This is a genomic window from Quadrisphaera sp. RL12-1S, from assembly GCF_014270065.1.
Classification (GTDB): domain Bacteria; phylum Actinomycetota; class Actinomycetes; order Actinomycetales; family Quadrisphaeraceae; genus Quadrisphaera.
The window spans coordinates 124,371-146,162 of sequence record NZ_JACNME010000006.1 but is presented as its reverse complement, the minus strand read 5'-3'; the positions used below and the strand labels follow the sequence as shown (position 1 = coordinate 146,162).

20 protein-coding genes are annotated in these 21,792 nt (G+C 74.9%); 8 read left to right on the top strand and 12 right to left on the bottom strand.

Features of this window, described 5'->3' with window-relative positions; all coding sequences use genetic code 11:
- The 7 genes from H7K62_RS13230 to pcaH all read right to left on the bottom strand — a co-directional run bounded on the left by H7K62_RS13230 (position 1) and on the right by pcaH (position 7,874).
- Complete coding sequence (locus tag H7K62_RS13230) at positions 1–888, bottom strand: dioxygenase family protein (RefSeq protein ID WP_186718936.1); 888 nt, start codon at positions 886–888, stop codon at positions 1–3.
- Positions 885–2,006 (bottom strand): maleylacetate reductase, encoded by a 1,122-nt coding sequence (locus H7K62_RS21600; protein WP_222437563.1) that lies wholly within the window; start codon positions 2,004–2,006, stop codon positions 885–887. Before H7K62_RS21600 ends, H7K62_RS13230 begins: the two co-directional genes overlap by 4 nt.
- The gene (locus H7K62_RS21595; protein ID WP_370591763.1) at positions 2,003–3,799 is read right to left on the bottom strand and encodes an FAD-dependent oxidoreductase; all 1,797 of its coding nucleotides are present in this window, start codon (positions 3,797–3,799) and stop codon (positions 2,003–2,005) included. The genes H7K62_RS21600 and H7K62_RS21595 overlap by 4 nt, the downstream gene beginning before the upstream one ends.
- Before the next feature lie 202 nt (positions 3,800–4,001).
- The gene (pcaDC, locus tag H7K62_RS13220; protein WP_186718934.1) at positions 4,002–5,174 is read right to left on the bottom strand and encodes a bifunctional 3-oxoadipate enol-lactonase/4-carboxymuconolactone decarboxylase PcaDC; all 1,173 of its coding nucleotides are present in this window, start codon (positions 5,172–5,174) and stop codon (positions 4,002–4,004) included.
- Positions 5,171–6,352 (bottom strand): lyase family protein, encoded by a 1,182-nt coding sequence (locus H7K62_RS13215; RefSeq protein WP_186719231.1) that lies wholly within the window; start codon positions 6,350–6,352, stop codon positions 5,171–5,173. The genes pcaDC and H7K62_RS13215 overlap by 4 nt, the downstream gene beginning before the upstream one ends.
- Before the next feature lie 83 nt (positions 6,353–6,435).
- Positions 6,436–7,041: a protocatechuate 3,4-dioxygenase subunit alpha gene (pcaG, locus tag H7K62_RS13210; protein WP_186718932.1), complete on the bottom strand. Its 606-nt coding sequence runs from the start codon at positions 7,039–7,041 to the stop codon at positions 6,436–6,438.
- Complete coding sequence (gene pcaH, locus H7K62_RS13205) at positions 7,038–7,874, bottom strand: protocatechuate 3,4-dioxygenase subunit beta (RefSeq protein WP_186718930.1); 837 nt, start codon at positions 7,872–7,874, stop codon at positions 7,038–7,040. Before pcaH ends, pcaG begins: the two co-directional genes overlap by 4 nt.
- 125 nt (positions 7,875–7,999) lie before the next feature.
- Here pcaH and H7K62_RS13200 point away from each other — a divergent pair, with 125 nt between their 5' ends.
- Both H7K62_RS13200 and H7K62_RS13195 read left to right on the top strand, forming a co-directional pair.
- On the top strand, positions 8,000–8,806 hold the full coding sequence (locus H7K62_RS13200) for an IclR family transcriptional regulator (RefSeq protein WP_186718929.1): 807 nt from the start codon (positions 8,000–8,002) through the stop codon (positions 8,804–8,806).
- Positions 8,807–8,873: 67 nt separating this feature from the next.
- Positions 8,874–10,100 (top strand): 4-hydroxybenzoate 3-monooxygenase, encoded by a 1,227-nt coding sequence (locus H7K62_RS13195; RefSeq protein ID WP_186718928.1) that lies wholly within the window; start codon positions 8,874–8,876, stop codon positions 10,098–10,100.
- Between the two features lie 51 nt (positions 10,101–10,151).
- Here H7K62_RS13195 and H7K62_RS13190 read toward each other — a convergent pair whose 3' ends face one another.
- The gene (locus tag H7K62_RS13190; RefSeq protein ID WP_222437560.1) at positions 10,152–10,925 is read right to left on the bottom strand and encodes an IclR family transcriptional regulator; all 774 of its coding nucleotides are present in this window, start codon (positions 10,923–10,925) and stop codon (positions 10,152–10,154) included.
- Positions 10,926–11,102: 177 nt separating this feature from the next.
- Here H7K62_RS13190 and H7K62_RS13185 point away from each other — a divergent pair, with 177 nt between their 5' ends.
- Genes H7K62_RS13185 through H7K62_RS13175 form a run of 3 tightly spaced genes read left to right on the top strand, consistent with a single transcriptional unit; the run spans position 11,103 to position 13,719 of the window.
- Entirely contained in the window at positions 11,103–11,846 is a 744-nt protein-coding gene (locus H7K62_RS13185; protein ID WP_186718926.1) for a CoA transferase subunit A, read from the top strand.
- Positions 11,843–12,544, top strand: coding sequence for a 3-oxoacid CoA-transferase subunit B (locus H7K62_RS13180; RefSeq protein ID WP_370591774.1), 702 nt, complete (start codon positions 11,843–11,845; stop codon positions 12,542–12,544). The genes H7K62_RS13185 and H7K62_RS13180 overlap by 4 nt, the downstream gene beginning before the upstream one ends.
- Positions 12,544–13,719, top strand: coding sequence for an acetyl-CoA C-acyltransferase (locus H7K62_RS13175; RefSeq protein WP_186718921.1), 1,176 nt, complete (start codon positions 12,544–12,546; stop codon positions 13,717–13,719). The genes H7K62_RS13180 and H7K62_RS13175 overlap by 1 nt, the downstream gene beginning before the upstream one ends.
- A 7-nt stretch (positions 13,720–13,726) precedes the next feature.
- Here H7K62_RS13175 and H7K62_RS13170 read toward each other — a convergent pair whose 3' ends face one another.
- Together H7K62_RS13170 and H7K62_RS13165 are read right to left on the bottom strand one after the other, a co-directional pair.
- Positions 13,727–15,247 (bottom strand): amino acid permease, encoded by a 1,521-nt coding sequence (locus H7K62_RS13170; RefSeq protein WP_186718920.1) that lies wholly within the window; start codon positions 15,245–15,247, stop codon positions 13,727–13,729.
- A gap of 44 nt (positions 15,248–15,291) precedes the next feature.
- On the bottom strand, positions 15,292–16,800 hold the full coding sequence (locus tag H7K62_RS13165) for a benzaldehyde dehydrogenase (protein ID WP_186718919.1): 1,509 nt from the start codon (positions 16,798–16,800) through the stop codon (positions 15,292–15,294).
- A 103-nt stretch (positions 16,801–16,903) separates the two neighbouring features.
- On the opposite strand from H7K62_RS13165, the gene H7K62_RS13160 reads away from it, so the two are divergent.
- The 3 genes from H7K62_RS13160 to H7K62_RS23960 all read left to right on the top strand — a co-directional run bounded on the left by H7K62_RS13160 (position 16,904) and on the right by H7K62_RS23960 (position 19,883).
- On the top strand, positions 16,904–17,659 hold the full coding sequence (locus H7K62_RS13160; protein WP_186718918.1) for an IclR family transcriptional regulator: 756 nt from the start codon (positions 16,904–16,906) through the stop codon (positions 17,657–17,659).
- A gap of 104 nt (positions 17,660–17,763) precedes the next feature.
- Positions 17,764–18,867, top strand: a complete 1,104-nt coding sequence (locus tag H7K62_RS13155) for an aromatic ring-hydroxylating dioxygenase subunit alpha (protein ID WP_186718916.1) — start codon at positions 17,764–17,766, stop codon at positions 18,865–18,867.
- Positions 18,864–19,883 (top strand): PDR/VanB family oxidoreductase, encoded by a 1,020-nt coding sequence (locus tag H7K62_RS23960; protein WP_222437558.1) that lies wholly within the window; start codon positions 18,864–18,866, stop codon positions 19,881–19,883. The genes H7K62_RS13155 and H7K62_RS23960 overlap by 4 nt, the downstream gene beginning before the upstream one ends.
- 171 nt (positions 19,884–20,054) lie before the next feature.
- Here the strand turns inward: H7K62_RS23960 and H7K62_RS13145 are convergent, their stop codons facing one another.
- Entirely contained in the window at positions 20,055–21,203 is a 1,149-nt protein-coding gene (locus H7K62_RS13145; RefSeq protein WP_186718915.1) for a 5-methyltetrahydropteroyltriglutamate--homocysteine S-methyltransferase, read from the bottom strand.
- Positions 21,204–21,226: 23 nt separating this feature from the next.
- On the bottom strand, positions 21,227–21,652 hold the full coding sequence (locus tag H7K62_RS13140; RefSeq protein WP_186718914.1) for a DUF3237 domain-containing protein: 426 nt from the start codon (positions 21,650–21,652) through the stop codon (positions 21,227–21,229).
- Between the last annotated feature and the right edge of the window lie 140 nt (positions 21,653–21,792).

Below are 21,792 nucleotides of genomic sequence, written 5' to 3'. Positions count from 1 at the left end.
TCAGGCGGGGGCGAGGACGACGTCGAACCGCGTGCTCGCCCAGCCCCGGCCGCCGAGGTCGCGTCCGTCGGGGGTGGGGGTGCCGGCGGGGTGGTGCTCCCAGTCGTGGACCAGCGACTCCTTGACCCCGAACACCGAGTCGCGATCGAGCAGCTCGTCACCGCGCACGAAGATGTGCGTCACCAGGGTGCGGCAGCCCGGCGCGGACACCATGAAGTGCAGGTGCGACGCCCGCAGCGGCGAGCGGCCCGTCCGAGCCAGCAGGTCGCCCACCGGCCCGTCGTCAGGGATCGGGTACGGCGTCGGGAACAGGCCCCAGAAGCGGTACCCGCCGTCGTCGTCGGCCACCAGCCGCCCGCGGCCGTAGGTGCGGCCGTCGTCGTGCTGGACGTCGTAGAGGCCCTCCTCGTCGGCCTCCCACACCTCGATGCGCGCACCGGGCAGCGGGTTGCCGTCGACGTCGCGCACGGTGCCCTCCACCCAGGCGGGCTCCCCGGGAGCCCCGGCGGCGATGTCGCCGCCGGCCTCCACCTGCGGGGCCTCGTCGACGAAGAAGGGCCCGAAGACCGTCGCCTCGGTGGCGTTGCGGTAGGCCTCGTTGTTGACGGCCACCGTCTGCATCGACAGGCCCAGCACGTCGCTGAGCAGCACGAACTCCTGGCGGTTCTCGCTGGTCGTGTGGCCCACCCGCGTGAGGAAGGCGATCGCAGCGCCCCACTCCGCCTCGGTGAGCCGCACCTCGCGCACGTAGGCGTGCAGGTGGCGCACCAGCGCCTGGAGCAGGTGGCGCAGGCGCTCGTCGGGGGCGCCGTCGAAGGAGGCGACGACGAGCTCGACCAGCTCCTCCTCGCGCGCCCGCTGCTCGGCCGACACCTCTGACGGGCTCATGGCGCGGTTCCTTCCTCGATGGCGACGGCGGTGACGACGGCGGTGACGGTGTCGCCCGCCCATGCGGCGTGCAGCAGGGACTCCAGCGCGGCGGCGTCGACGGGGCGGGGGTTGCTCGGGGGCACGCTCGGGAGCACCAGCTCCGCGGCGCGGCGCAGGTCGCCCTCGGCCAGGCCGACCTCCCGCAGCGCCTGCGGGAGGCCCAGGTCGGCGAGCAGCTGCCGCAGGCCCACCGCCGCGGGGACGCCGTCGAAGAGCTCCGCGAGACGGGCCGCGGCGTCGGGGGCGGCGGGGGCGTTGAAGGCGGTGACGTGCGGCAGCACGATCGCGTGCATCTCCGCGTGCGGCAGCCCGAAGGCGCCACCCAGCACGTGGCAGATCTTGTGGTGCAGCCCGGAGCCGGCCGAGGCGAACGCCACCGCCGTCAGGTGGGCGCCGTAGAGCAGCTGCTCGCGCAGGGCCAGGTCGTCCTGTCCTCGCGCGAGGCGCTGCAGCGCCGGGACGAGGGCCCTCAGGCCCTCGGTGCCGAGCGCGCGGTTGACGGGGTCTGCCCGGGGCGCCCACAGCCCGTCGACGGCGTGGGCCACCGCGTTGAGGGTGGACGCCGCCACGGAGCGGGGGGCCAGCCCGAGGGTCAGCGCCGCGTCGTACACCACCGCTCGGGGCAGCACGCGCGGGTCCGAGCCGGTCTGCTTGACCCCGTCCGTGGTGAGGCCCCACACGTCGGTGGCCTCCGACCCGGCGAACGTGGTGGGCACCGCCACCAGGGGCAGCGCGGTCCGCAGGGCGACCGCCTTGCCCAGACCGGTCGCGGAGCCACCGCCGATGGTCAGCACGAGGTCGGCGCCGCTGCTCTGCGCCATCGCGACGGCGGCCTCGGCGCGCTCAGCGGGCACGTGCTGGGCCACCTCGTCGATGGTCGCGACCACGGGCAGCGCCCCAGCCACGTCGCGCGCGGCCTGCGCCGACGACCGCCCCGCGACGAGCAGCACGCGCTCGGCGCCCAGGTCCGCCACGGCCCGGGCGGTGTTCGCGACAGCGGCGTGGGAGCCGAAGAGCACCCGCTGCCCCAGGGAGGTGTGGTCGAAGGACGTGAGGCGCTGCTCGGACCCGCTCACGCGTCGCGCCCCAGCACCTGGCGCAGCACGCCCTCCAGTGCAGAGGCCGGGTCCGCGACGAGCCGGTGCGACCGCCAGGCGATGACCTTGTCGGGCCGGACGAGCAGGACGCCGTCCTCGTCGACCTCCCGCAGCCGGGCCCAGTCGTCGTAGAGGTCGGTGACCGCCTGCCCCGGCCCGACGACCACGGCGCGCAGCGGGACGCCGAGAACCGCCCCGACCTGCACCGCCGCGTCGGCCCACGCCTGGCCGGCGATGCCGGTGAACACCGTGAAGCCGGTGCTCGGCGCGAGGTCGAGCGTGGAGACCTTGGTGGCGCTGTCCCCGACCCAGGCGTGGGGGAGCGGGGAGCCGGGGACGGTCGAGGGGGTGAAGTACAGCTCGGGGTCGCGGGTGGGCGCGGGCAGCGCCGTCCCGTCGCTGACGACGGCCCCGGACGAGTAGTGCTGCCCCAGCTCCACCCCGTGCGCGTTGAACTCGTAGTGCTTGAGCTCCATGGCCTTCTTCAGCGCCTCGCGCTTGGCGCGCCCCTCGGGAGTGGCGGCCTTGCGCTCCTCGATGGCGGCCACCATGCCCGCCTCGTCGGCGGCGCTGGTCACGCCGAGGGCGTCGAAGAACCCGCCGAACTCGCGGCTCGACTGGTTGGCGCGGAGCACGACCTGCCTCGCCACCGGGGCGCGCTCGGCGGTGTAGGAGTCCAGCAGTGACTCGCCGGCCTGGCCGCGCAGCACCGCGGCGAGCTTCCAGGCGAGGTTGTAGGCGTCCTGCACCGAGGTGTTGGAGCCCAGCCCGTTGGACGGCGGGTGGCGGTGCACGGCGTCGCCGGCGCAGAACACCCGGCCGCGCTGCAGCTGGGTGGCGTACCGCTCGTTGTTGCCCCACAGGGACGTGCCGGTGATCGTGATGTCGATGTCGGTGGTGCCCAGCAGCGACTGGACGATCTCCAGCGCGGCGGCCTCGTCGACCTGGGGTGGCGGCTGGGAGATGTCGTAGCCCCACACCACCAGCCACTCGTTCCAGGGCCTGACCATGCGGACGAGCCCGGCGCCGATGCCGCCGACGTTCGCGCCCGGCTGCACCACCCAGTACAGGACCGACGGGCGGTGGCCGACCAGGCGCGCGAGGTCGGCGGTGAAGGTGATGTTCATGGAGCCGGCGATGTCCATCCGGCCCTCCATCGGCAGCTGCAGGTCCTCGGCGACCTTCGAGCGGGCGCCGTCCGCACCGACCAGGTAGCGGGAGCGGACCTCGTGCACGGCCCCGGTGACCCGGTCGCGGACCGTGGTGGTCACGTCGTCGGCGTCCTGGACGTGGGAGAGGTACTCGGTGGAGAAACGGACCTGCGCACCGCGCTGGGCCGCGCCGCTGACGAGGACTGGCTCGAGGTAGTTCTGCGGCACGTCGCAGTTCATGGTGGGGGAGGCCCTGACGTAGTCGCCTTCGCGCTCGGGGCTGGTGCCCCAGGCGAGGATGCGCCCGAACTCCTCCCCGGCGATCGAGGAGCAGAACACCGTGTCGCCGATGAGGTGGTGCGGCGTGGAGACCGCCTTGACCTGCTCCTCCAGGCCCATGTCGCGGAAGAACTCCATGGCGCGCTGGTTGGTGATGTGCGCGCGGGGGGTGTTGGCCGTCCACCGGTACTTGGTGATGAGCGTCGTCGGGATCCCGTAGGTGGCCAGCGCGAGCGCCGTCGAGGCCCCCGCCGGGCCGGAGCCCACCACCAGCACGTCGGTCTCCACCCGGGACCCGGTCGGGAGCGCCGTGGCGGCGATCCCGTCGTTGAACACAGCCACTGGACGCCTCCACCGCGCGCACCCTCGCGCGCCTCACCGCCGTCGGACGCCCCGAGCATCGCCCGTGCTGGCCGCACCTGGCAGCAGGAGGGGCCGACGACGGCGGGAACCGGCCACGCGGTGTCCGTCCGAGGCCAGGGCCGCACGGACCCTCGCCCGTGATCATGGACTTCCCGAACACCGGTGCTCGGGAAGCCCATGATCACGAGGGGGTGGGGTCGGCGAGCACCTGCTGGGCGATCCGGAAGGCGGTGTTCGCGTCGGGGACGCCGCAGTAGATCGCCGCCTGGAGGATGACCTCCTTGATCTCCTCCACGGTCAGACCGTTGCGGCGCGCGGCGCGCACGTGCATCGCCAGCTCCTCGTGGTGGCCGCGGGCGATGAGCGCGGTGAGCACGCCCACCGAGCGCATCCGCCGGTCCAGGCCGGGCCGGGTCCAGACGCCGCCCCAGGCGTACTCCGTGATGAACTGCTGGAACTCGCGGGTGAGGTCCGTGGCGGCCGCGGTGGCCCTGTCGACGTGCGCGTCGCCGAGCACCTCGCGCCGCACGGCCATCCCCACGTCGCGCACCTGCGCCACCGTCATCGCGCCGCGCTCGGCTCCCGCGGCGTGCTCGCGCACCAGGGCGGCCACCCGCTCCGGCGCCTCCACCGGGGCGAGGTGGGCCACGTCGTCGAGGACGACGAGGCGCCCGCTCCGCACGCCCTCGGCCACCTCGCGCAGGCTCGCCGGCGGGGTGGCGACGTCGTGGGCGCCGGCCACCGCCAGCACCGGCGCAGCCACCTCGCCCAGCCGCGTCCGCACGTCGAAGCGGGCCAGCGCGCCGCAGACCGCGGCGTACCCGGCGTCGTCGGCCTGCGACAGCGCGTGCAGCAGTGCCGAGCTGCGCGCCGGCTCGCGCTCCACGAAGCCGGGGCCGAACCAGCGCTGCGCCGAGGAGGACACCAGGGACGGCGTGCCGGAGGCCCGCACCGCCGCCGCGCGCTCCGCCCAGGACGCCGGGGTGCCGATGACCGCCCCGGTGCACAGCAGCACCGCCGAGCGCACGCGCCCCGGCGCGTCCAGGGCCAGCTGCAGGGACACCGCTCCGCCCACGGAGTCCCCGGCCACGTGGAAGGCCGCGTCCGGTCCGGCGAGGGCGTCGACGGCGGTCAGCACACCGGCGGCGAGGTCGGCCATCGACAGCCCCCCGGCTGACGGCACCCAGCGGTCGCGACCGTGGCCGGGCAGGTCCCAGCCCACCACGTGGAAGGCGTCTCCGAGGTGCTCGGCCGTCGCCGACCACAGCGCCTCGACGCTGGTGCCCAGCGACGGGCCGACCACGAGCAGCGGTAGGCCGTCGTGCCCGGCGAGCCGGACGAGGGTGGTGCTCACAGGTCCTCCTGCGCGGTCGGGGCGTGCTCGTGCGTGCGGGCCCGGGCGAGCGCCTCGTCCACGAGGTCGTCCACCAGGCCCAGGTAGGTCGCAGCGGCCGGCCTGCCGGTCAGGCCGGCCACCGCCTCCTGCTCGGCGAGGACGGCGCCGGCCTGGTCGCGCAGGTGCGCCGCCATGCGCTCGGCGTCCACCTGCAGCCCCCGCAGCAGGTCGCTCGCCTGTCTCGCGGCCACCGCGGTGCGCCGCAGCAGCAGCGCGAGGGTGTGCCACTCCACGTGCCAGCCGCCGTCGGCGCGCTCGTCGACCTGCTCGGCGGCCGCGAGGTGCAGGCTCGCCGCGAGCTGCGGCGCAGCCAGCGCCGCGCGCCGGACGAGGACGGCGAGGGTGGGGTTGGCCTTGTGCGGCATGGTCGAGGAGCCGCCGGCGGAGGCGTCGCGCAGCTCGGCGACCTCGGACCGCCCGAGGGCCAGCACGTCGTTGGCGACCCGGCCCCACGCGTCGGTGGCGGTGGTGGCGGCGTCGCCCAGGCGCGTCACCGCGGTGCGGCGGGTGTGCCACGGCGGTGACGGCTCCAGCCCCAGCGCGAGCGGCACCGAGCGGCGCAGCGACCGGGCGCCGTCCACGCCGGCCAGCTCGACCACCGCGGACAGCGTGCCCGCGGCTCCGCCCAGCTGCACCGGCCAGCGCAGGGCCGACAGGGCCTGGTCGGCGTCCAGCAGCCCGTGCAGCCAGCCCGCCGCCTTGGCGCCGAAGGTGGTGGGCACGGCCGGCTGCGTGAGGGTGCGCGCCACGAGCACCGTCCCCCGGTGCTCCTCGACGACGACGACGAGGCGCTCCACCTGCCCGCGCAGCTCGCGCCGGACCGCCGTGACGGCGTCGCGGGCGCAGAGCAGGACGGCGGTGTCAAGCACGTCCTGGCTCGTCAGCCCGCGGTGCAGCCACGTCGCCGCAGCCTCGTGGCCGCCGTCGCGCAGGGCCGAGCGCAGTGCCGCGACCAGCGGCATGACGGGGTTGCCGCCGCTCTCGGACCCCTCCGCCAGCGCGGCGGCGTCGAGGCCGTCGACGAGGGCGCGCAGGTCGGCGGCGGCGTCGGCCGGGGCGACCCCCGCGCCGACCAGCGCGTCCAGCCAGGCCTGCTCCACGCGCACAGCGGCGTCCAGGAGCGCGGACGGTGCCATGAGGCGGCCGGCGCGGTGGTCACCGGGCCACCACAGCCCGTCGGCGAGGGGGGCGGTCACAGCGCCGATCCTGCCGGGTGGGGTCACCGGCCCTCGCGCGGCCAGTGCAGGAACACCGTCTCGCGCTCGCCCTGCAGCGCGACGTCGAAGCGGAGCCCGTCCTCGTCGTCCACGCACAGCAGGGTCCCGGCGCGGTCGCCGGCGGCCCGCAGCAGCGCGTCGGGCTCGGCGCCGTCCAGCGGCAGGTACGCGCGCGTGAAGAGGCGGTGCAGCAGGCCGCGGGCGAAGACGGTCACGGCGAAGAACGGCAGCCCGCCCTCGACCGGGCCCGGGCGCAGGGTGGTGAACGCGTAGCGCCCGGTGCGGTCGGTGGTGCAGCGGCCGAAGCCCGTGAAGGCGTGGCCGTCGCGGCGCAGCGAGCCCTGCCGCTGCACGACGTGCCCGGACGGGTCGGCTTGCCAGATCTCGACCAGCGCGTCGCGCACGGGCAGCCCCGAGCCGTCGGTCACGGTGCCGTGCAGGAGCAGCGCCCCGGGGATGCCGGGGGCCACGAGCTGCCGGTCGCCGTCGTAGGGGAGGGCGTAGTGGAAGAACGGGCCGACGGTCTGGCCCGGCGTCGGCGGCAGCGCGGGCACCGGCGGCAGCGGTCCGCGGCGCTCGGCGGCGCTCGTCGTCGTCGTGAGGGTCATCGGCCGGGCTCCTCGTCCTCGGTGCGCTCGACGTCGAGGTCGCCCTCCAGGGGCGTGCGGTGGCTCCCGGTGAGCACGACGTCCCACCGGTAGCCGGTGGCCCACTCGTGCTGGGTGAGGTCGTGGTCGTAGGTGGCCACCAGCCGCTCGCGCGCCGCCGGGTCCACGATCGACTGGTAGATCGGGTCGAGCGCGAACAGCGGGTCCCCCGGGAAGTACATCTGCGTCACCAGGCGCTGCGTGAAGTCGGTGCCGAACAGCGAGAAGTGGATGTGCGCCGGGCGCCACGCGTTGTGGTGGTTGCGCCAGGGGTAGGGGCCGGGCTTGATGGTGGTGAAGCGGTAGCGGCCCTGGTCGTCGGTGAGGCAGCGGCCCACGCCGGTGAAGTTGGGGTCCAGCGGAGCGGGGTGCTGGTCGCGCTTGTGCACGTAGCGGCCCCCCGCGTTGGCCTGCCAGACCTCCACCAGCTGGTGGCGCACCGGGCGCCCGTCGCCGTCGAGCACGCGGCCGGTGACCACCATGCGCTCGCCGATCGGCTCCCCTCCCCCCTGGATGGTGAGGTCGGACTCCAGCGGGTCGACGTCGCGCTCACCGAAGCACGGCGCCCACAGCTCCACGCCCTCCGGGTCCGCGTGGTGCAGGTCCTTGGTGGGGTGGCGCAGCACGCTCGAGCGGTAGGGCGCGTAGTCCCGGCGCGGCTGCAGCTCCTGCGCGCCCGCGGCCTCGTAGGCGCGGCGGATCCCGGCGATCTCCTCGTCGACGACGTGCTGGTGCACGAGCCCCGTGCCGGGGTGGCGCGTCGCTGCGCCCTGGCTCACCCGCGAGCTGCTCATACCCGCGACGGTAGGCCCGCACGGCACGGGGCACGCGCCTTTGCTTCCGCCCAGCGGAAGTCCCTTCGGGTGGCCGAACCCGCTCCGGTCTCCCGCGCCAGTGCAGGGACCGCCAGACTCGCCCCGTGGCGGGAGGCGGCAGGACGGCGGGGGCGAGCGTGACCTCGCGCGCCCTCAGCCTGCTCGCCGCCTTCGACGACGAGCACCGCCGCCTCGGGCTCACCGCCCTCGCGGAGCGCGCGGGCATGCCGCTGCCGACGGCGCACCGGTTGGTGGCCGACCTCGTGGACTTCGGCGCGCTGGCCCGCACACCCGCGGGCGACTACGTGGTGGGGCGGCGCCTGTGGGACATCGGCCTGCTCGCGCCCGTGCAGTCGGGGCTGCGCGAGGTCGCCTCGCCGCACCTGCAGGACCTCTTCGGCGCCACCCGCGCCACCGTCCACCTCGCCGTGCGCGACGGCGCGCGGGCCCTCTACGTGGACCGGCTGCGCGGGAACGCCTCGCTGCCGGTGGTGGCGACGGTCGGCTCGCGGCTGCCGCTGCACGCCACGGGCGTGGGCAAGGTGCTGCTGGCGCACGCGCCGGATCCCGTGCAGGAGGAGGTCTTCCGCGAGCTGCCGCGCCTGACGCCCTTCACCATCACCGCGCCCGGCAGCCTGCGGCGCCAGCTGACGCTCGTGCTGCGCGACGGGTACGCCACCACCGCCGAGGAGATGGGGCTCGGCGCCTGCTCCGCGGCCGTGCCCGTGTCGCAGCGCGGGCGGGTGGTGGCGGCGCTCGGCGTCGTCGTCCCCTCCCTCACCAGGGACAGGCCGCGGCTGGTGGCCGCTCTGCAGGTGGCGGCCCAGGGGATCTCCCGCTCGCTGGAGCGGGCGCCGGCCGCGGGCGGGGAGGGCGACGGGGCCGCCGCGGCCGCCGGGAGGGCGCTGTGAGCGCTGGGCTTCCGTCCAGCGGAAACCCCGTGTTGGCGATCGTCGCCGTTCGGCGTTCGATGACCCCATGACTGAGCGCGTGACGCAGAGCGGCGGCACCCGGACCGTGACCCGCACCCAGGTGGGCGTCGTGGGCGGCGGCCCGGCGGGGCTGATGCTCTCGCACCTGCTGGACCTCGCCGGCATCTCCTCGGTGGTCGTCGACGACCGCACGCGCCAGGAGATCTACACGACGGTGCGCGCGGGCATCCTCGAGCACGACACGGTGCGCCTGCTCGTCGACTCCGGCGCCAGCAAGAGGGTGCTCACCGAGGGGTACGAGCACGAGGGCATCGAGCTGGCCTTCGGCGGGGGTCGCCACCGCATCGACTTCGCCGACCTGGTGGGCGCCTCGGCGTGGCTGTACCCGCAGACCGAGGTCTTCGCCGACCTCGCCGACGCGCGCGAGCGCGCCGGCGGCGACGTCCGCTGGGGCGTGCGCGACACCGAGGTGCTCGAGGTCACCTCCGAGGCGCCGCGGATCCGGTTCACCGCCGCGGACGGCAGCGCGCAGGAGGTGGTGTGCGACCACCTCGTGGGCGCTGACGGCTCCCGCAGCCAGTGCCGGCGCTCGGTCCCGGAGGACGCGCGGGTGCAGACCGGCAAGGAGTACCCCTTCGCCTGGTTCGGCATCCTCTGCGACGCCCCGCCCAGCGCCCCCGAGCTGGTCTACAGCCACTCGCCGCTCGGCTTCGCGCTGGTGAGCCAGCGCACCGAGTCCGTGCAGCGGATGTACTTCCAGTGCGACCCCGACGAGGACGCCTCCACCTACAGCGACGACAGGATCTGGTCGGAGATGGCCGCACGGCTGGCGCCCAACGGCGTCGAGGTCGTCCAGGGGCCCATCACGTCCAAGGCCGTCCTGCGGTTCCGCAGCTTCGTGCACGAGCCGATGCGCCACGGCCGGATGCTGCTCGCCGGTGACGCCGCGCACACGGTGCCCCCGACCGGTGCGAAGGGCCTCAACCTCGCCTTGGCCGACGTGCGGCTGCTCGCCGAGCTGCTCGAGCGGGCCGTGAAGAAGGGCGACGACGACGCGCTCGGGGAGTACACGGGCCGCGCGCTGGCGCGGGTGTGGAAGGCGCAGCACTTCAGCTACTGGATGACCACGATGCTCCACGCGCTGCCGGGGGCGACGCCCTTCGACGTGCGCCGCCAGGAGGCCGAGCTGGGCTCGCTGGTCTCCAGCCGCGCCGGCCGGACGTTCCTCGCGGAGGGCTACACCGGCTGGCCGGAGTCCCCCTCCCGCCCGTGATCATGGACTTCCGGAGCACTTTCCCGGCGATGGGGTGGGGGTCGGTGAGGCTCAGGGGCGGGCCAGCCGTTGGCTGAGCCGGTGGGCGTGCTCCAGCAGCAGCCGCCCCAGCAGCGGGCGGCGCTCGGCGCCGAAGCGCGTCTCCACGCCGGTCAGGCTGAGCGCCCCGCTCGGCTCGCCGGTGTGGTCGAACACCGCCGCGCCCATGCCCCAGCTGCCCTCCACGAGCAGGGCGGGGTTGGTGGCGTACCCGTCGGTGCGGGTCTGGCGCAGCCGCTCGCGCAGGGCCGCCTCGCCGTGCGCCTCGCCCCAGGCCGTGGTCAGGTCCTGGGCGGCCAGGTACCGCTCGGCCTCGGCGCTCGGCAGGTGGGCGAGGATCGCCAACCCGGCGGAGGCCACCCCCAGGGGGAAGCGCACGCCCTCGTGCAGCACGAAGGACCGCAGCGGGAAGCTGCCCTCCTCGCGCAGGAGGCAGACCGTCTCGTCACCGCGGCGCACCGAGAAGAACGCGCTCTCTCCGGTGGCCCCCGCCAGCGACCTCACCACGTCGCGGGCGAGCGCGGTGACGTCGTAGCGGCGCGCGGCCACCGCTCCGAGCAGGTAGGTCTCCGGGCCCAGCAGCCACCGGCCCGTCGAGGTGGGCCGGTCCAGCAGCCCGTCGCGCGCCAGCGCGGTGGCGATGCGGTGGGCGGTGGAGCGGTTCAGGCCCGTGCCCGCCGCCAGCTCGGTGGTGCTGAGGCCCTCGGCGGGCCCGCGCCCGACGGCGCGCAGCACCGCGCTCGCGCGGCTCACCGCCTGGTCGCCGCTCGCAGAGGGTGTGTTCACATCGTGGACGCTACCCAGCGCCGCGTGCACGTGCTGACCGATCGCGGCCGGTCTCACCCGGCCGCCTTGCCGAACGGCGCGGGGCGTCCGTAGCGTCGGCGGGACGGGTCGTCGTCGTCCACCTGGTGGTCAGACGGCGGGCCGGGTCACGCGAGGACGAGCACGAAGGGGTGGCTCATGGCACCGAGGCGGTGCGCCAGCGCGCGCGAGGCCCTCGAAGGGCTGGTGCACGACGGGATGACCGTGGCGGTCGGGGGTTTCGGCCTGTCCGGCATCCCCACCAACCTCATCCGCGCGCTGCGCGACACCGGCGTGCGCGACCTCACCGTGGTCTCCAACAACATGGGTGTGGACGGCAAGGGCCTGGGCCTGCTGCTGGAGGCCGGGCAGGTGCGCAAGGTGCTGTCCAGCTACGTGGGGGAGAACAAGCTCTTCGCGAGGGCGTACCTGTCCGGTGAGCTGGAGGTGGAGTTCGTCCCGCAGGGCACGCTCGCCGAGCGGCTGCGCGCCGGGGGCGCCGGCATCCCCGCCTTCTACACGCCCACCGGGTACGGCACCGAGATCGCCGAGGGCAAGCCCACAGCGGAGTTCGACGGCGTGCACGCCGTGCTCGAGCGCGGCATCGTCACCGACCTCGCCCTCGTCCGCGCGCACACCGCCGACCCGGCCGGCAACCTGCGCTACCGCCTGGCCGCCCGGAACCTCAACCCGCTGGTGGCTACCGCCGGCCGCGTGACCGTGGTGGAGGCCGAGCACGTGCTCGAGACCTTCCTCGACCCCGACGACGTCGTCACGCCCGGCGTCTTCGTGCAGCGCCTCGTACCGGTGGAGGACACCACCAAGGACGTCGAGCAGCGCACGGTCCGCCCCCGTGCCAGCGCCGACGCCGACGCCGCCGCCGGAGCAGGAGGAGCCGCCTGATGTGGACCCGTGACGAGATGGCCGCCATCGCCGCCGAGGAGCTCGAGGACGGCGCGTACGCCAACCTCGGCATCGGCATCCCCACGCTCGTGGCCAACCACCTCCCGCCGGGCGTGCACGTGACGCTGCAGAGCGAGAACGGCCTGCTCGGCATGGGCCCGTTCCCGGTCGAGGGGGAGGAGGACGCCGACCTCATCAACGCCGGCAAGCAGACCGTCACGCTGCTGCCCGGCGCCGCCGTCTTCGACTCCGCGACGTCGTTCGGGATGATCCGCGGCGGCCACATCGGCGTCGCCGTCCTCGGGGCGCTGCAGGTCTCCGGCTCCGGCGACCTCGCCAACTGGCAGGTGCCGGGCAAGGTGGTCAAGGGCATGGGCGGGGCGATGGACCTCGTGGCGGGCACCCCGCGCGTGGTCGTCCTCACCGAGCACGTCGCCAAGGACGGCTCGCCCAAGGTGGTCGACCGCTGCACGCTGCCGCTGACCGGGGTGGGCGTGGTGGACCGGATCATCACCGACCGCGCCGTGTTCGACGTCGTCGACACCGGGGACGACGACGGCGGCGGCGCGCACCTCGTGCTGCGCCGCCTCGCGCCCGGGCAGGACGAAGCCGACCTGCGCGCCCTCACCGGCGCCTCCTTCACCACGGCGCTCGAGACCTCGGTGCCGGACAGCACGACGACGAGCGGAGCGGCCTGATGAGCGAGCAGAGGGCGGTCGTCGTCGGGTACGCCCGCACGCCGTTCGTGAGGTACTGCGGCCGCTTCGCCGCCGTGCCCGCCGTCGAGCTGGGGGCGCACGCGGTCCGCGCGGCCCTCGCGCGCGCCGGCGTCGAGGCGGCCGACGTGCAGCGGGTGCTCGGCGGGCACGTGCTGCAGGGCGGCGCCGGGCAGAACCCCGCCCGCCAGGCCGCCGTGGCCGCGGGCATCCCGCTGAGCACCCCCGCGAGCACGCTCAACGCCGTCTGCCTGTCCGGGATGCAGGCCGTCGCCGACGGCGCCGCGCTCGTCGAGGCCGGTCGCGCCGACGTCGTCGTCGCGTTCGGGATGGAGTCGATGAGCCTGGCGCCGCACGTCGCGCCGCTGCGCTCCGGGCAGCGGTACGGGGCGCTGGAGCTGGTGGACACCCTCGAGCACGACGGCCTCACCGACGCCACCGAGCGCCGCTCGATGGGCGCGTCCACCGAGGCCCGCAACGCCGGGCTCGGGCTGGGGCGCGCCGAGCAGGACGCGTGGGCCGCGGCCAGCCACCAGCGCGCCGCGGCGTCCGAGCAGTGGCTGGCGGGGGAGGTGGAGCCGTTCTCGCGGCAGGTCCGCCGGGGCAGCGAGGTGGTGACCTCCGACGACGGCGTCCGCCCGGACACGACCGCCGAGGGCCTGGGGCGGCTGCGGGCGGCGTTCGCGGCGGACGGGTCGATCACGGCGGGCAACGCCTCGCAGGTCACCGACGGCGCCGCGGCGCTCGTGCTGACCAGCGCCCGCTGGGCCGCGGACCGCGGGCTGGCGCCGCTGGCGGAGGTGCTGGCGACGTCCTTCGTGGCCGGGCCCGACGTCTCGCTGCACGCCCAGCCCGCCACCGCGGTGGAGCGGGTGCTGGCCGAGGTCGGCGCGTCAGCGGGGGAGCTGGCGGGCCTGGAGGTCAACGAGGCGTTCGCGGCGGTGGCCGTGCACTCCACGCGCCTGCTCGGGGTGGACCCCGAGCGCGTCAACCCCCACGGCGGGGCCATCGCACTGGGGCACCCGCTGGGGGCCTCCGGGGCGCGGATCGTCGGGACGCTGGCCCGCACGCTGGTCGACGCTGGCCCGGGGAGCCTGGGCGCCGCGGCCCTGTGCGGCGGCGGCGGTCAGGGGATGGCGGTGCTCCTGCGGACCTGACGCCCGCTCAGGGGGAGGGCGGCGAGCCGGCCGCCGCCCTCGCGAGGGCCGAGCGCCTGCGCCCGTAGAGGGCGTACAGCGCCAGGCCGAGGAGCAGCCAGGCGCCGAACACCGCCCACGTCGCTCCGTGCAGCCCGATCATGAGCAGCACGCACAGCGCGACGCCCAGCAGCGGCGTGAGCGGGAACAGCGGCGTGCGGAAGGTGCGCGGCAGGTCGGGGCGGCTCCGGCGCAGCAGCAGCACACCCACGTTGACCAGCGCGAACGCGAACAGCGTGCCGATGCTCGTGGCGTTGGCCAGCTCTCCCAGCGGCACCACGGCCGCGAGCACGGCGATGACGGCGCCGGTGATGAGGACGTTGGCCACCGGCACCCGCTGGCGGCCGCTGACCCGGGAGAAGACCTGCGGCACGAGCCCGTCGCGCGACATGGCGAAGAGGATGCGGGTCTGCCCGTAGAAGACGGTGAAGACCACGCTGGCGATGGCCACGACCGCCCCGACGGACAGCACCACCGTGGGCCAGGAGCTGCCGACGGCGCTGCGCAGCACGTCGGCGAGCGCCGCCTCGGAGCCGTCCAGCTGCCTCCACGGCACCGCGCCCAGGGCGGCGAGCGCCACGAGGCAGTACAGGGCGGTGACCACCAGCAGCGAGAGCAGGATGGCGCGCGGCAGGTCCCGGCGCGGGTCGCGGGCCTCCTCACCGGCCGTGGACGCGGCGTCGAAGCCGATGTAGGAGAAGAACACCTGCGAGGCGGCCGCGGTGATGCCCGCCACCCCCAGCGGCGCGAACGGCGCCAGGTCACCCGCGCGGAAGGCCGTGAAGGCGACGGCGCAGAAGAACACCAGCACCGCCACCTTGAGGACGACGACGGCGGTGTTGACGCGCGCGCTCTCCTGCGTGCCGCGCAGCAGCAGCGCCATCGCCAGGAGCACCACCACCACGGCGGGCACGTTGACCACGCCGCCGTCACCCGGCGGGGCGGCCAGGGCCTCCGGCAGGGAGGAGCCGAAGACCGCGCGGGCGAGCTCGTCGAGGTACGCGCCCCAGCCCACCGCCACCGCGGAGACCGAGACCCCGTACTCGAGCATCAGGCACCAGCCGCACACCCACGCCGCGACCTCGCCCATCGTCGCGTAGACGTAGGAGTAGGAGGAGCCGGAGACCGGGATGGTCCCGGCGAGCTCGGCGTAGGACAACGCCGAGAACAGCGCCGTCACTCCCGCCAGCACGAACGAGACGACCACCGCCGGGCCGGCCAGCGGCACGGCCTCGCCGAGGATCACGAAGATGCCGGTGCCCAGGGTGGCGCCGATGCTCAGCGCCGTGAGCTGCCAGACGCCCATCGAGCGGCGCAGGCCGCCGGTGCGCTCGTCGGACTGCTGGGCGAGCAGCAGCTCGACGGGCTTGAGGCGCAGCCCGCCGCGCGGGGCGCGCGGGCGGGGTGGCGGGTCGGCGGCGGTCACGGACGGCTCCTCGACGCGCGGGTGGTCACTCACCCGAGGATGCCGCAGCGCGGTCGTGGGCATCGTGCACGCCCCCGTGCACGACACCCACGACCGCGCTGAGCAGGTCAGAGGGGGTACTGGCCGGGCTCGCGGCGCAGGGTGATCCAGCGGGTCTCCGTGAACGCCTCGACGTTGGCCTGGGCACCGCCGTGGCGCGAGCCCGTGCCAGAGGCGCCCACGCCGCCGAACGGGGTGTTGGCCTCGTCGTTCACCGTCTGGTCGTTGATGTGCACGATGCCGGTGGGGATGCGCCGCGCCAGCTCCAGCGCCCCGAGCGCGTCCTTGCTGACGATCCCCAGGGACAGCCCGTACTCGGTGGCGGAGGCCAGCTCCACCGCCTCGTCGTCGGTCGCGTACGAGACCACCGACGCCACGGGGCCGAACACCTCCTCGCAGTACGCCTGCGCGTCCTTCGGGGTGTGCGCCAGCACGGTGGGGCGGTAGAAGAGGTCCTCGTAGGTGCCGCCGGCACGCAGCTGGGCGCCCTGGGCCACGGCGTCCTGCACGAGGGAGTGCACGCGGTCGCGCTGGACCTCGTCGATGAGCGGGCCGAGGTGCACCTGCCCGGCGGCCGGGTCGCCGACGTGCATCGAGTCCGCCTTGGCGGCCAGCTTCTCGACGTACTCGTCGAAGACCGACTCGTGGACGATGTGGCGGCCGACCGTCATGCAGATCTGGCCCTGGTGGAGGAACGAGCCCCACGTGGCGAGGTTGACGGCCTTGTCGACGTCGGCGTCCTCCCGCACGAGGAACGCGCTGTTGCCGCCCAGCTCCAGGTGCGCGCGCTTGAGGTGGCGCCCCGCCAACTCGCCCACGGCCCGGCCCGCGCGGGTGGAGCCGGTGAAGGCGATGACGCGCACGCGCGGGTCGGTGACCAGCGCCTCGCCGACGTCGGCGCCACCGGGCACCAGCTGCAGCAGGCCTGCGGGCAGGCCCGCCTCCTCGAAGATCCGCACGAACGCCACACCACCGGTCATGACCGTGCGGGGGTCCGGCTTGAGCAGCACGGCGTTGCCGAGCGCCAGCGCCGGGGCCACCGCGCGGATGCCGAGGATGAGCGGCACGTTGAACGGGGAGATGACGCCGACCACGCCCACCGGCACCTGCTCGGCCAGCGACAGGCGCGGCTCCTCGCTGGACAGCACCGTGCCGCGCGGCGCCGAGGGCAGCGACGCGGCCTCGTAGCACTCGGCGGCGGTGACGTGGAGCGCGAACCCGGCCAGCGGGGGGATGGCGCCGACCTCGCGGACGTTCCAGCCCATGACCTCCTCGGCGTGCTGCTCCCACAGCTGCCCGGCGCGGCGCAGGACGGCGGCGCGCTGCGGGTGCGGGGTGGCGGCCCACGCCTTCTGGGCGCGTGCGGCTCCCTCGGCGGCGCGAGCCACGTCGTCGGGGCCGGCCAGGCCCACGGTGGCGATGGTCTCGCCGGTGGCGGGGGCCACCGAGGGGGCCTGCGAGCTGCCGGGCACCCACTGGCCGTCGATGAAGATCTTCCCGCTGACGGCGGCCTCGTCGATGAGGCTCCCTGTCGGGGCGGGCGTGGTGGTGCTGCGGGACTCGGCAGTGGCGGTCATCGTCGAACCTCCTGCTCGGTGCGTGTCAGGACAGCTCGGACGCTACGTGACCGCCTGGACCGCACGCCCGGCGCGTTCCGCCAGGTGGGATCCTCTCCGCCTCATGACGCTGACCACGCGGACGCTGCAGGTGCTCGGGGCCTTCACCGCGCGCCACCCGCGGCTGCGGCTGGCCGAGGTCGCTTCCGCCGCCGGCCTGCCGCTCACCACCACCCACCGCATCGTCGGCGACCTCGTCGCGTGGGGGGCGCTCGAACGCGCCCCGGACGGCACCCTGTCGGTGGGGCTCCGCCTGTGGGAGCTCGCCTCCCTCGCGCCGCGCGGACCCGAGCTGCGCGACGTCGCGCTGCCCTTCCTCGAGGACCTCTACGCCGCCACCCGTGAGAACGTGCAGCTGGCGGTCCGCGAGGACCTCGAGAGCGTGTTCGTCGAGCGGCTCACCGGACCGGACTCCGTGGGCGTGATGACCCGCGCGGGTGCGCGCTTCCCGCTGCCCTCCACGGGAGTGGGGCGCGTGCTGCTCGCGCACGCCCCCGCCGCGGTGCAGGAGGCCGCCCTCGCGGTGCCCGTGCGGCGGTGGACCGAGCGCACCGTGACCGACCCGGAGCGCCTGCGGGCGCTGCTCGCCGAGGTGCGCCGGGCCGGGGTCGCGTTCAGCGACCAGCAGGTCACCGACGGGGCCGCGTCGGTGGCGGCGCCGGTGCGCCGCGGGCGCGCAGAGGTGGTGGCTGCCGTGTCGGTGGTCTACAGCACCGCCCGCACCACCGCCGCGCCCCTGGTCCCGGCGGTGCGGGCCGCGGCGCTGGGCATCTCGCGAGCCCTGGCTGCGCGCGCCGACGCGCAGTTCCTGCCGCGCTGACCAGCGCTCTTCCGTCTGTCGGAAGTGCGGGTGCGGCGCGTTGTCGTCGTCGTCGATCCTCACCGGACCACGACGACGTGACGCACCACGGTGAGGAGCACCCCATGACCGACGTGCAGGCAGAGCCGCTGGCCGCACCCGGGCAGGTCAACGCCAAGATCTTCCCGTTCCCCCTCAACGCCTGGTACGCCGCCGCGTGGGACCACGAGGTGACGTCCAGGAAGCCGCTCGCGCGGACGGTCGCGGGCCAGCCCATGGCGCTGTACCGCACGGCCGACGGCCGCCCGGTGGCCCTCGCCGACGCCTGCTGGCACCGCCTGGCGCCGCTGTCGATGGGCACGCTGGTCGGGCGGGACGGGATCCAGTGCCCCTACCACGGGCTGCAGTACAACTCCGCGGGTCGCTGCACCAGGATGCCCGCGCAGGAGACGGTGAACCCCAGCGCGCTGGTGACCTCCTACCCGGTGGAGCAGCGCTACCGCTACGTGTGGGTGTGGCCCGGTGACCCGCTGCTCGCGGACCCGGCGTCCATTCCCGACATGCACCAGATGGACTCCCCGGAGTGGGCCGGCGACGGCCTCACCATCGAGGCCCCGTGCAACTACCAGCTCGTCCTCGACAACCTCATGGACCTCACGCACGAGGAGTTCGTGCACCACTCGAGCATCGGCCAGGACGAGCTCAGCGAGTCCGAGTTCACCACCCGCCGCGAGGCCGACGGCTCGGTGACGGTGACGCGCTGGATGCGCGACGTGACGCCCCCGCCGTTCTGGCTGAAGAACATCCGCGACAGGTTCCCCGGCTTCGAGGGCCGCGTGGACCGCTGGCAGATCATCCACTACTACGCCCCGTCCACCATCTGCATCGACGTGGGCGTCGCCCCCACCGGCACCGGCGCGCCCGAGGGCGACCGCAGCCAGGGCGTCAACGGCTACGTCATGAACACCATCTCGCCCGAGACCGAGCGGACCTCGCACTACTTCTGGGCGTTCATGCGCAACTACCGCCTCGACAGCCAGCTCATCACCACGCAGCTGCGCGAGGGCGTGCACGGGGTGTTCGGGGAGGACGAGGCGATGCTCGCCGCCCAGCAGCGGGCCATCGACGCCAACCCGGGCAAGGAGTTCTACTCCTTGAACATCGACGCCGGCGGCATGTGGGTGCGGCGCATCCTCGACGAGATGCTGCGCGCCGAGGGGCGGGTGTGAGCGCCTCCTCCGTGAACGCGGAGGTGCGCCCGGCGCGCGTCGTCGAGGCGCGCGACGTCGCCGACGGGGTGCGGCGCGTGGTCCTCGAGCACGCCCCCGGGCGTCCCGCCGAGCCCGGCGCCCACCTGCAGCTCGTCGTCCACGTCGAGGGGCCTGGTGGTCGGCGCAGGGAGGTGCGCTCGTACTCCGTGGTCGACGCCAGCGCCGACGGAACGCGCTCGGCGATCTCGGTGCTGCTCACCCCCACCTCCCGCGGCGGCGGTCACTACGTGCACTCCCTCGCCGTCGGAGACGGCGTCGAGTGCAGCGCCCCCCTCCAGGGGTTCCCGCTGCGCCTGGGCGCCGGGCGCTACCACCTGGTGGCCGGCGGCATCGGCATCACGGCGCTGGTGGCGATGGCGCGGCGCCTGGCCGCGCGCGGCGCCGACGTGGTCCTCGACCACGTGGTGCGGACGCGCTCGCGGGCCGCGTACGCCGACGACCTCGCCGCGCTGCTGGGAGACCGCTACCGCCTCCACGTCGACGACGAGCACGGTGCCTTCGACGTCGGCGCGCTGCTCGACGAGGTCGCCGCAGCTGACAGCGCCGTGGCCGGAGGGGCGGAGGCGTACGTGTGCGGCCCGATCCGCCTCATGGACGCGGTGCGCCGCGGCTGGGAGGCCCGCGGCCTGCCGGCCAGCACCCTGCGGTTCGAGACCTTCGGCAGCTCGGGCTGGTACGACCCGCAGCCGTTCACCGCCTGCATCCCCGAGATCGGGCTGCGCACGACCGTCGGCCCGGACACCACCCTGCTGGAGGCGCTGCAGCGCGCCGGGGCCGACCTCATGTACGACTGCCGCAAGGGCGAGTGCGGGCTGTGCCGCATCGACGTCGCCTCGGTGCGTGGCGCGATCGACCACCGCGACGTCTTCCTCAGCCGTCGCCAGCAGGAAGCGGGCACGTCGCTGTGCGTGTGCGTCTCCCGCGTCGCCACCACCGACGGGGAGCCGGCGGAGCTGGTGCTCCGCCTTCCCTGAGCCGTCCTTCCGTGATCATGGGCGCTGTGAACAGGAGCCCCTGTGATCATGGGCGTCCGCCACCCCCGGGTGGACCTGGTCTCTTCCCGCGTGGGCTCGGGGTGGCCCCGGTCCCGTGGGAGTGGACCGGGGCCACCCTGAGCCATCGAGGGTGAGCGAGGAGGGGTGGGGTCAGCCCCAGACGCGCTCGGCCACGCGGACGACGAGCTCGAGCTTGCGCCACTGCTCGTCCTCGGTGAGGTCGTTGCCCTCCTCCGTCGAGCTGAACCCGCACTGCCCGCTCAGCGCCAGCTGCTCCAGCGGCGCGAAGGTCGCGGCCTCCTCGATGCGCCGCACGAGGGCGTCCTCGTCCTCCAGGGCCGGCACCTTGGTGGTGACCAGGCCCAGCACCACGCGCTTGCCCGGCGGCAGGAAGCGCAGGACGTCGAGGGAGCCCGACCGCTCGTCGTCGAACTCGAGGAAGTAGCCGTCCACGCCGAGGTCGTTGAAGAGCCTCTCGGCGATCTGCTCGTACCCGCCGGTCTGCGCCCACGAGGAGCGGTAGTTGCCGCGGCACAGGTGTGTGGCGACCTTGAGGTCGGCCGGGCGGTCCGCGATGGCCGCGTTGAACAGGTCGATGAACGCCGGCAGGCGGCTCTGGGCGAGCCCGGCGCCCTTGGGGTCTCCGAAGAAGGTCAGCGACACGTCGTCGAGCTGGGCGTACCTCAGGCCCTGGGTGTGCAGGCGCCGCAGCTGCTCGGCGTACGCGGCGGCGATGTCGGCGCGCAGCCGCTCGTCGGCCTCCGTGCCCGGGCCGCCCTCGCCGTAGGCCGGCGTGCCGTCGAGGGGGATGAAGGTGTTGTGCACCTGGTTGGGCGAGGGCATCGTCAGCTTGGGCACCTGGCCGGCCCCCTGCTCCTGCGCGGCCCGCTGCAGGAACGCCAGGTGGTCGGCGAAGACCGTGTGCTCCAGGTGCACAGGAGCGGTGGCCTTCACGCGGGTCAGCGGGACGTCGACGGGCTCGCCGTCCAGGGTGTGGAACTGCCGGGTGAACGCCTCCTTCACCTCGATCCCGCCGAGGGAGAGGATGAAGTCCTCGTGCCAGTAGTGGCGGCGCAGCTCGCCGTCGGTGACCACGCGCAGCCCCAGGTCGGCCTGGCGGCGCACGACGTCGCGGACTGCGGCGTCCTCAACCTCGGTCAGCTGCTCGGCGGTGATCTCACCGGCGGCGCGCTGCGCGCGGGCGCCCCGGAGCGCGGGCGGGCGCAGCAGGCTGCCGACGTGGTCGGCGTGGAAGGGGACGACCTCGTGGCGGACCTCGGTGTCGGTGCTCGACGTCATCGCCCCAGTCTGCCCACGAGCCGTCAGGCCCGGACCACCACCTCGGCGACCTCGATGACCACGCGGTCCCCCTCCACGTGCGCCTCGCCCAGGAACACCGTCGCGGTGAGCCAGTGCAGCGCCGGGTCGACCGTGCGGAACCGCGGGGTGGTGAGGAAGTACGGCGGCTCGTCCGGTCCGGTGGGGCGCAGGACCCCGGTGTTGTGGACGTCGACGAGCGAGCCCGCCGACGTCCTCACGACGTAGCGGGCCTCGACGGCCACCACCCCGTCGCTGCGCGTCACGCACCAGTCGGCACCTCCGGGGACCACCGCGCCGGTGAGGTCCCCCGTCACCGAGCCACCGGTGATGGCGATGAGGTCGAGCCGGTCGCCGCGGTCGACCAGCGGCTCCGGCGGGGCGATGTCCGCGGTGATGGTGAAGCGGGGGCGCAGGGCGATGTCGTGCACGGTCACTCCTTCGTGGGGCCGGCCTCCGAGACCACCCGCTCGGCCCTCCCCACCGCCAGTGCTCACCCGGCAGCCTGGCCGTTCAAGCCAAGTTGATGACCGCCCTGGTCAAGTCTGACGCTGCGCGAGCAGACATCTTC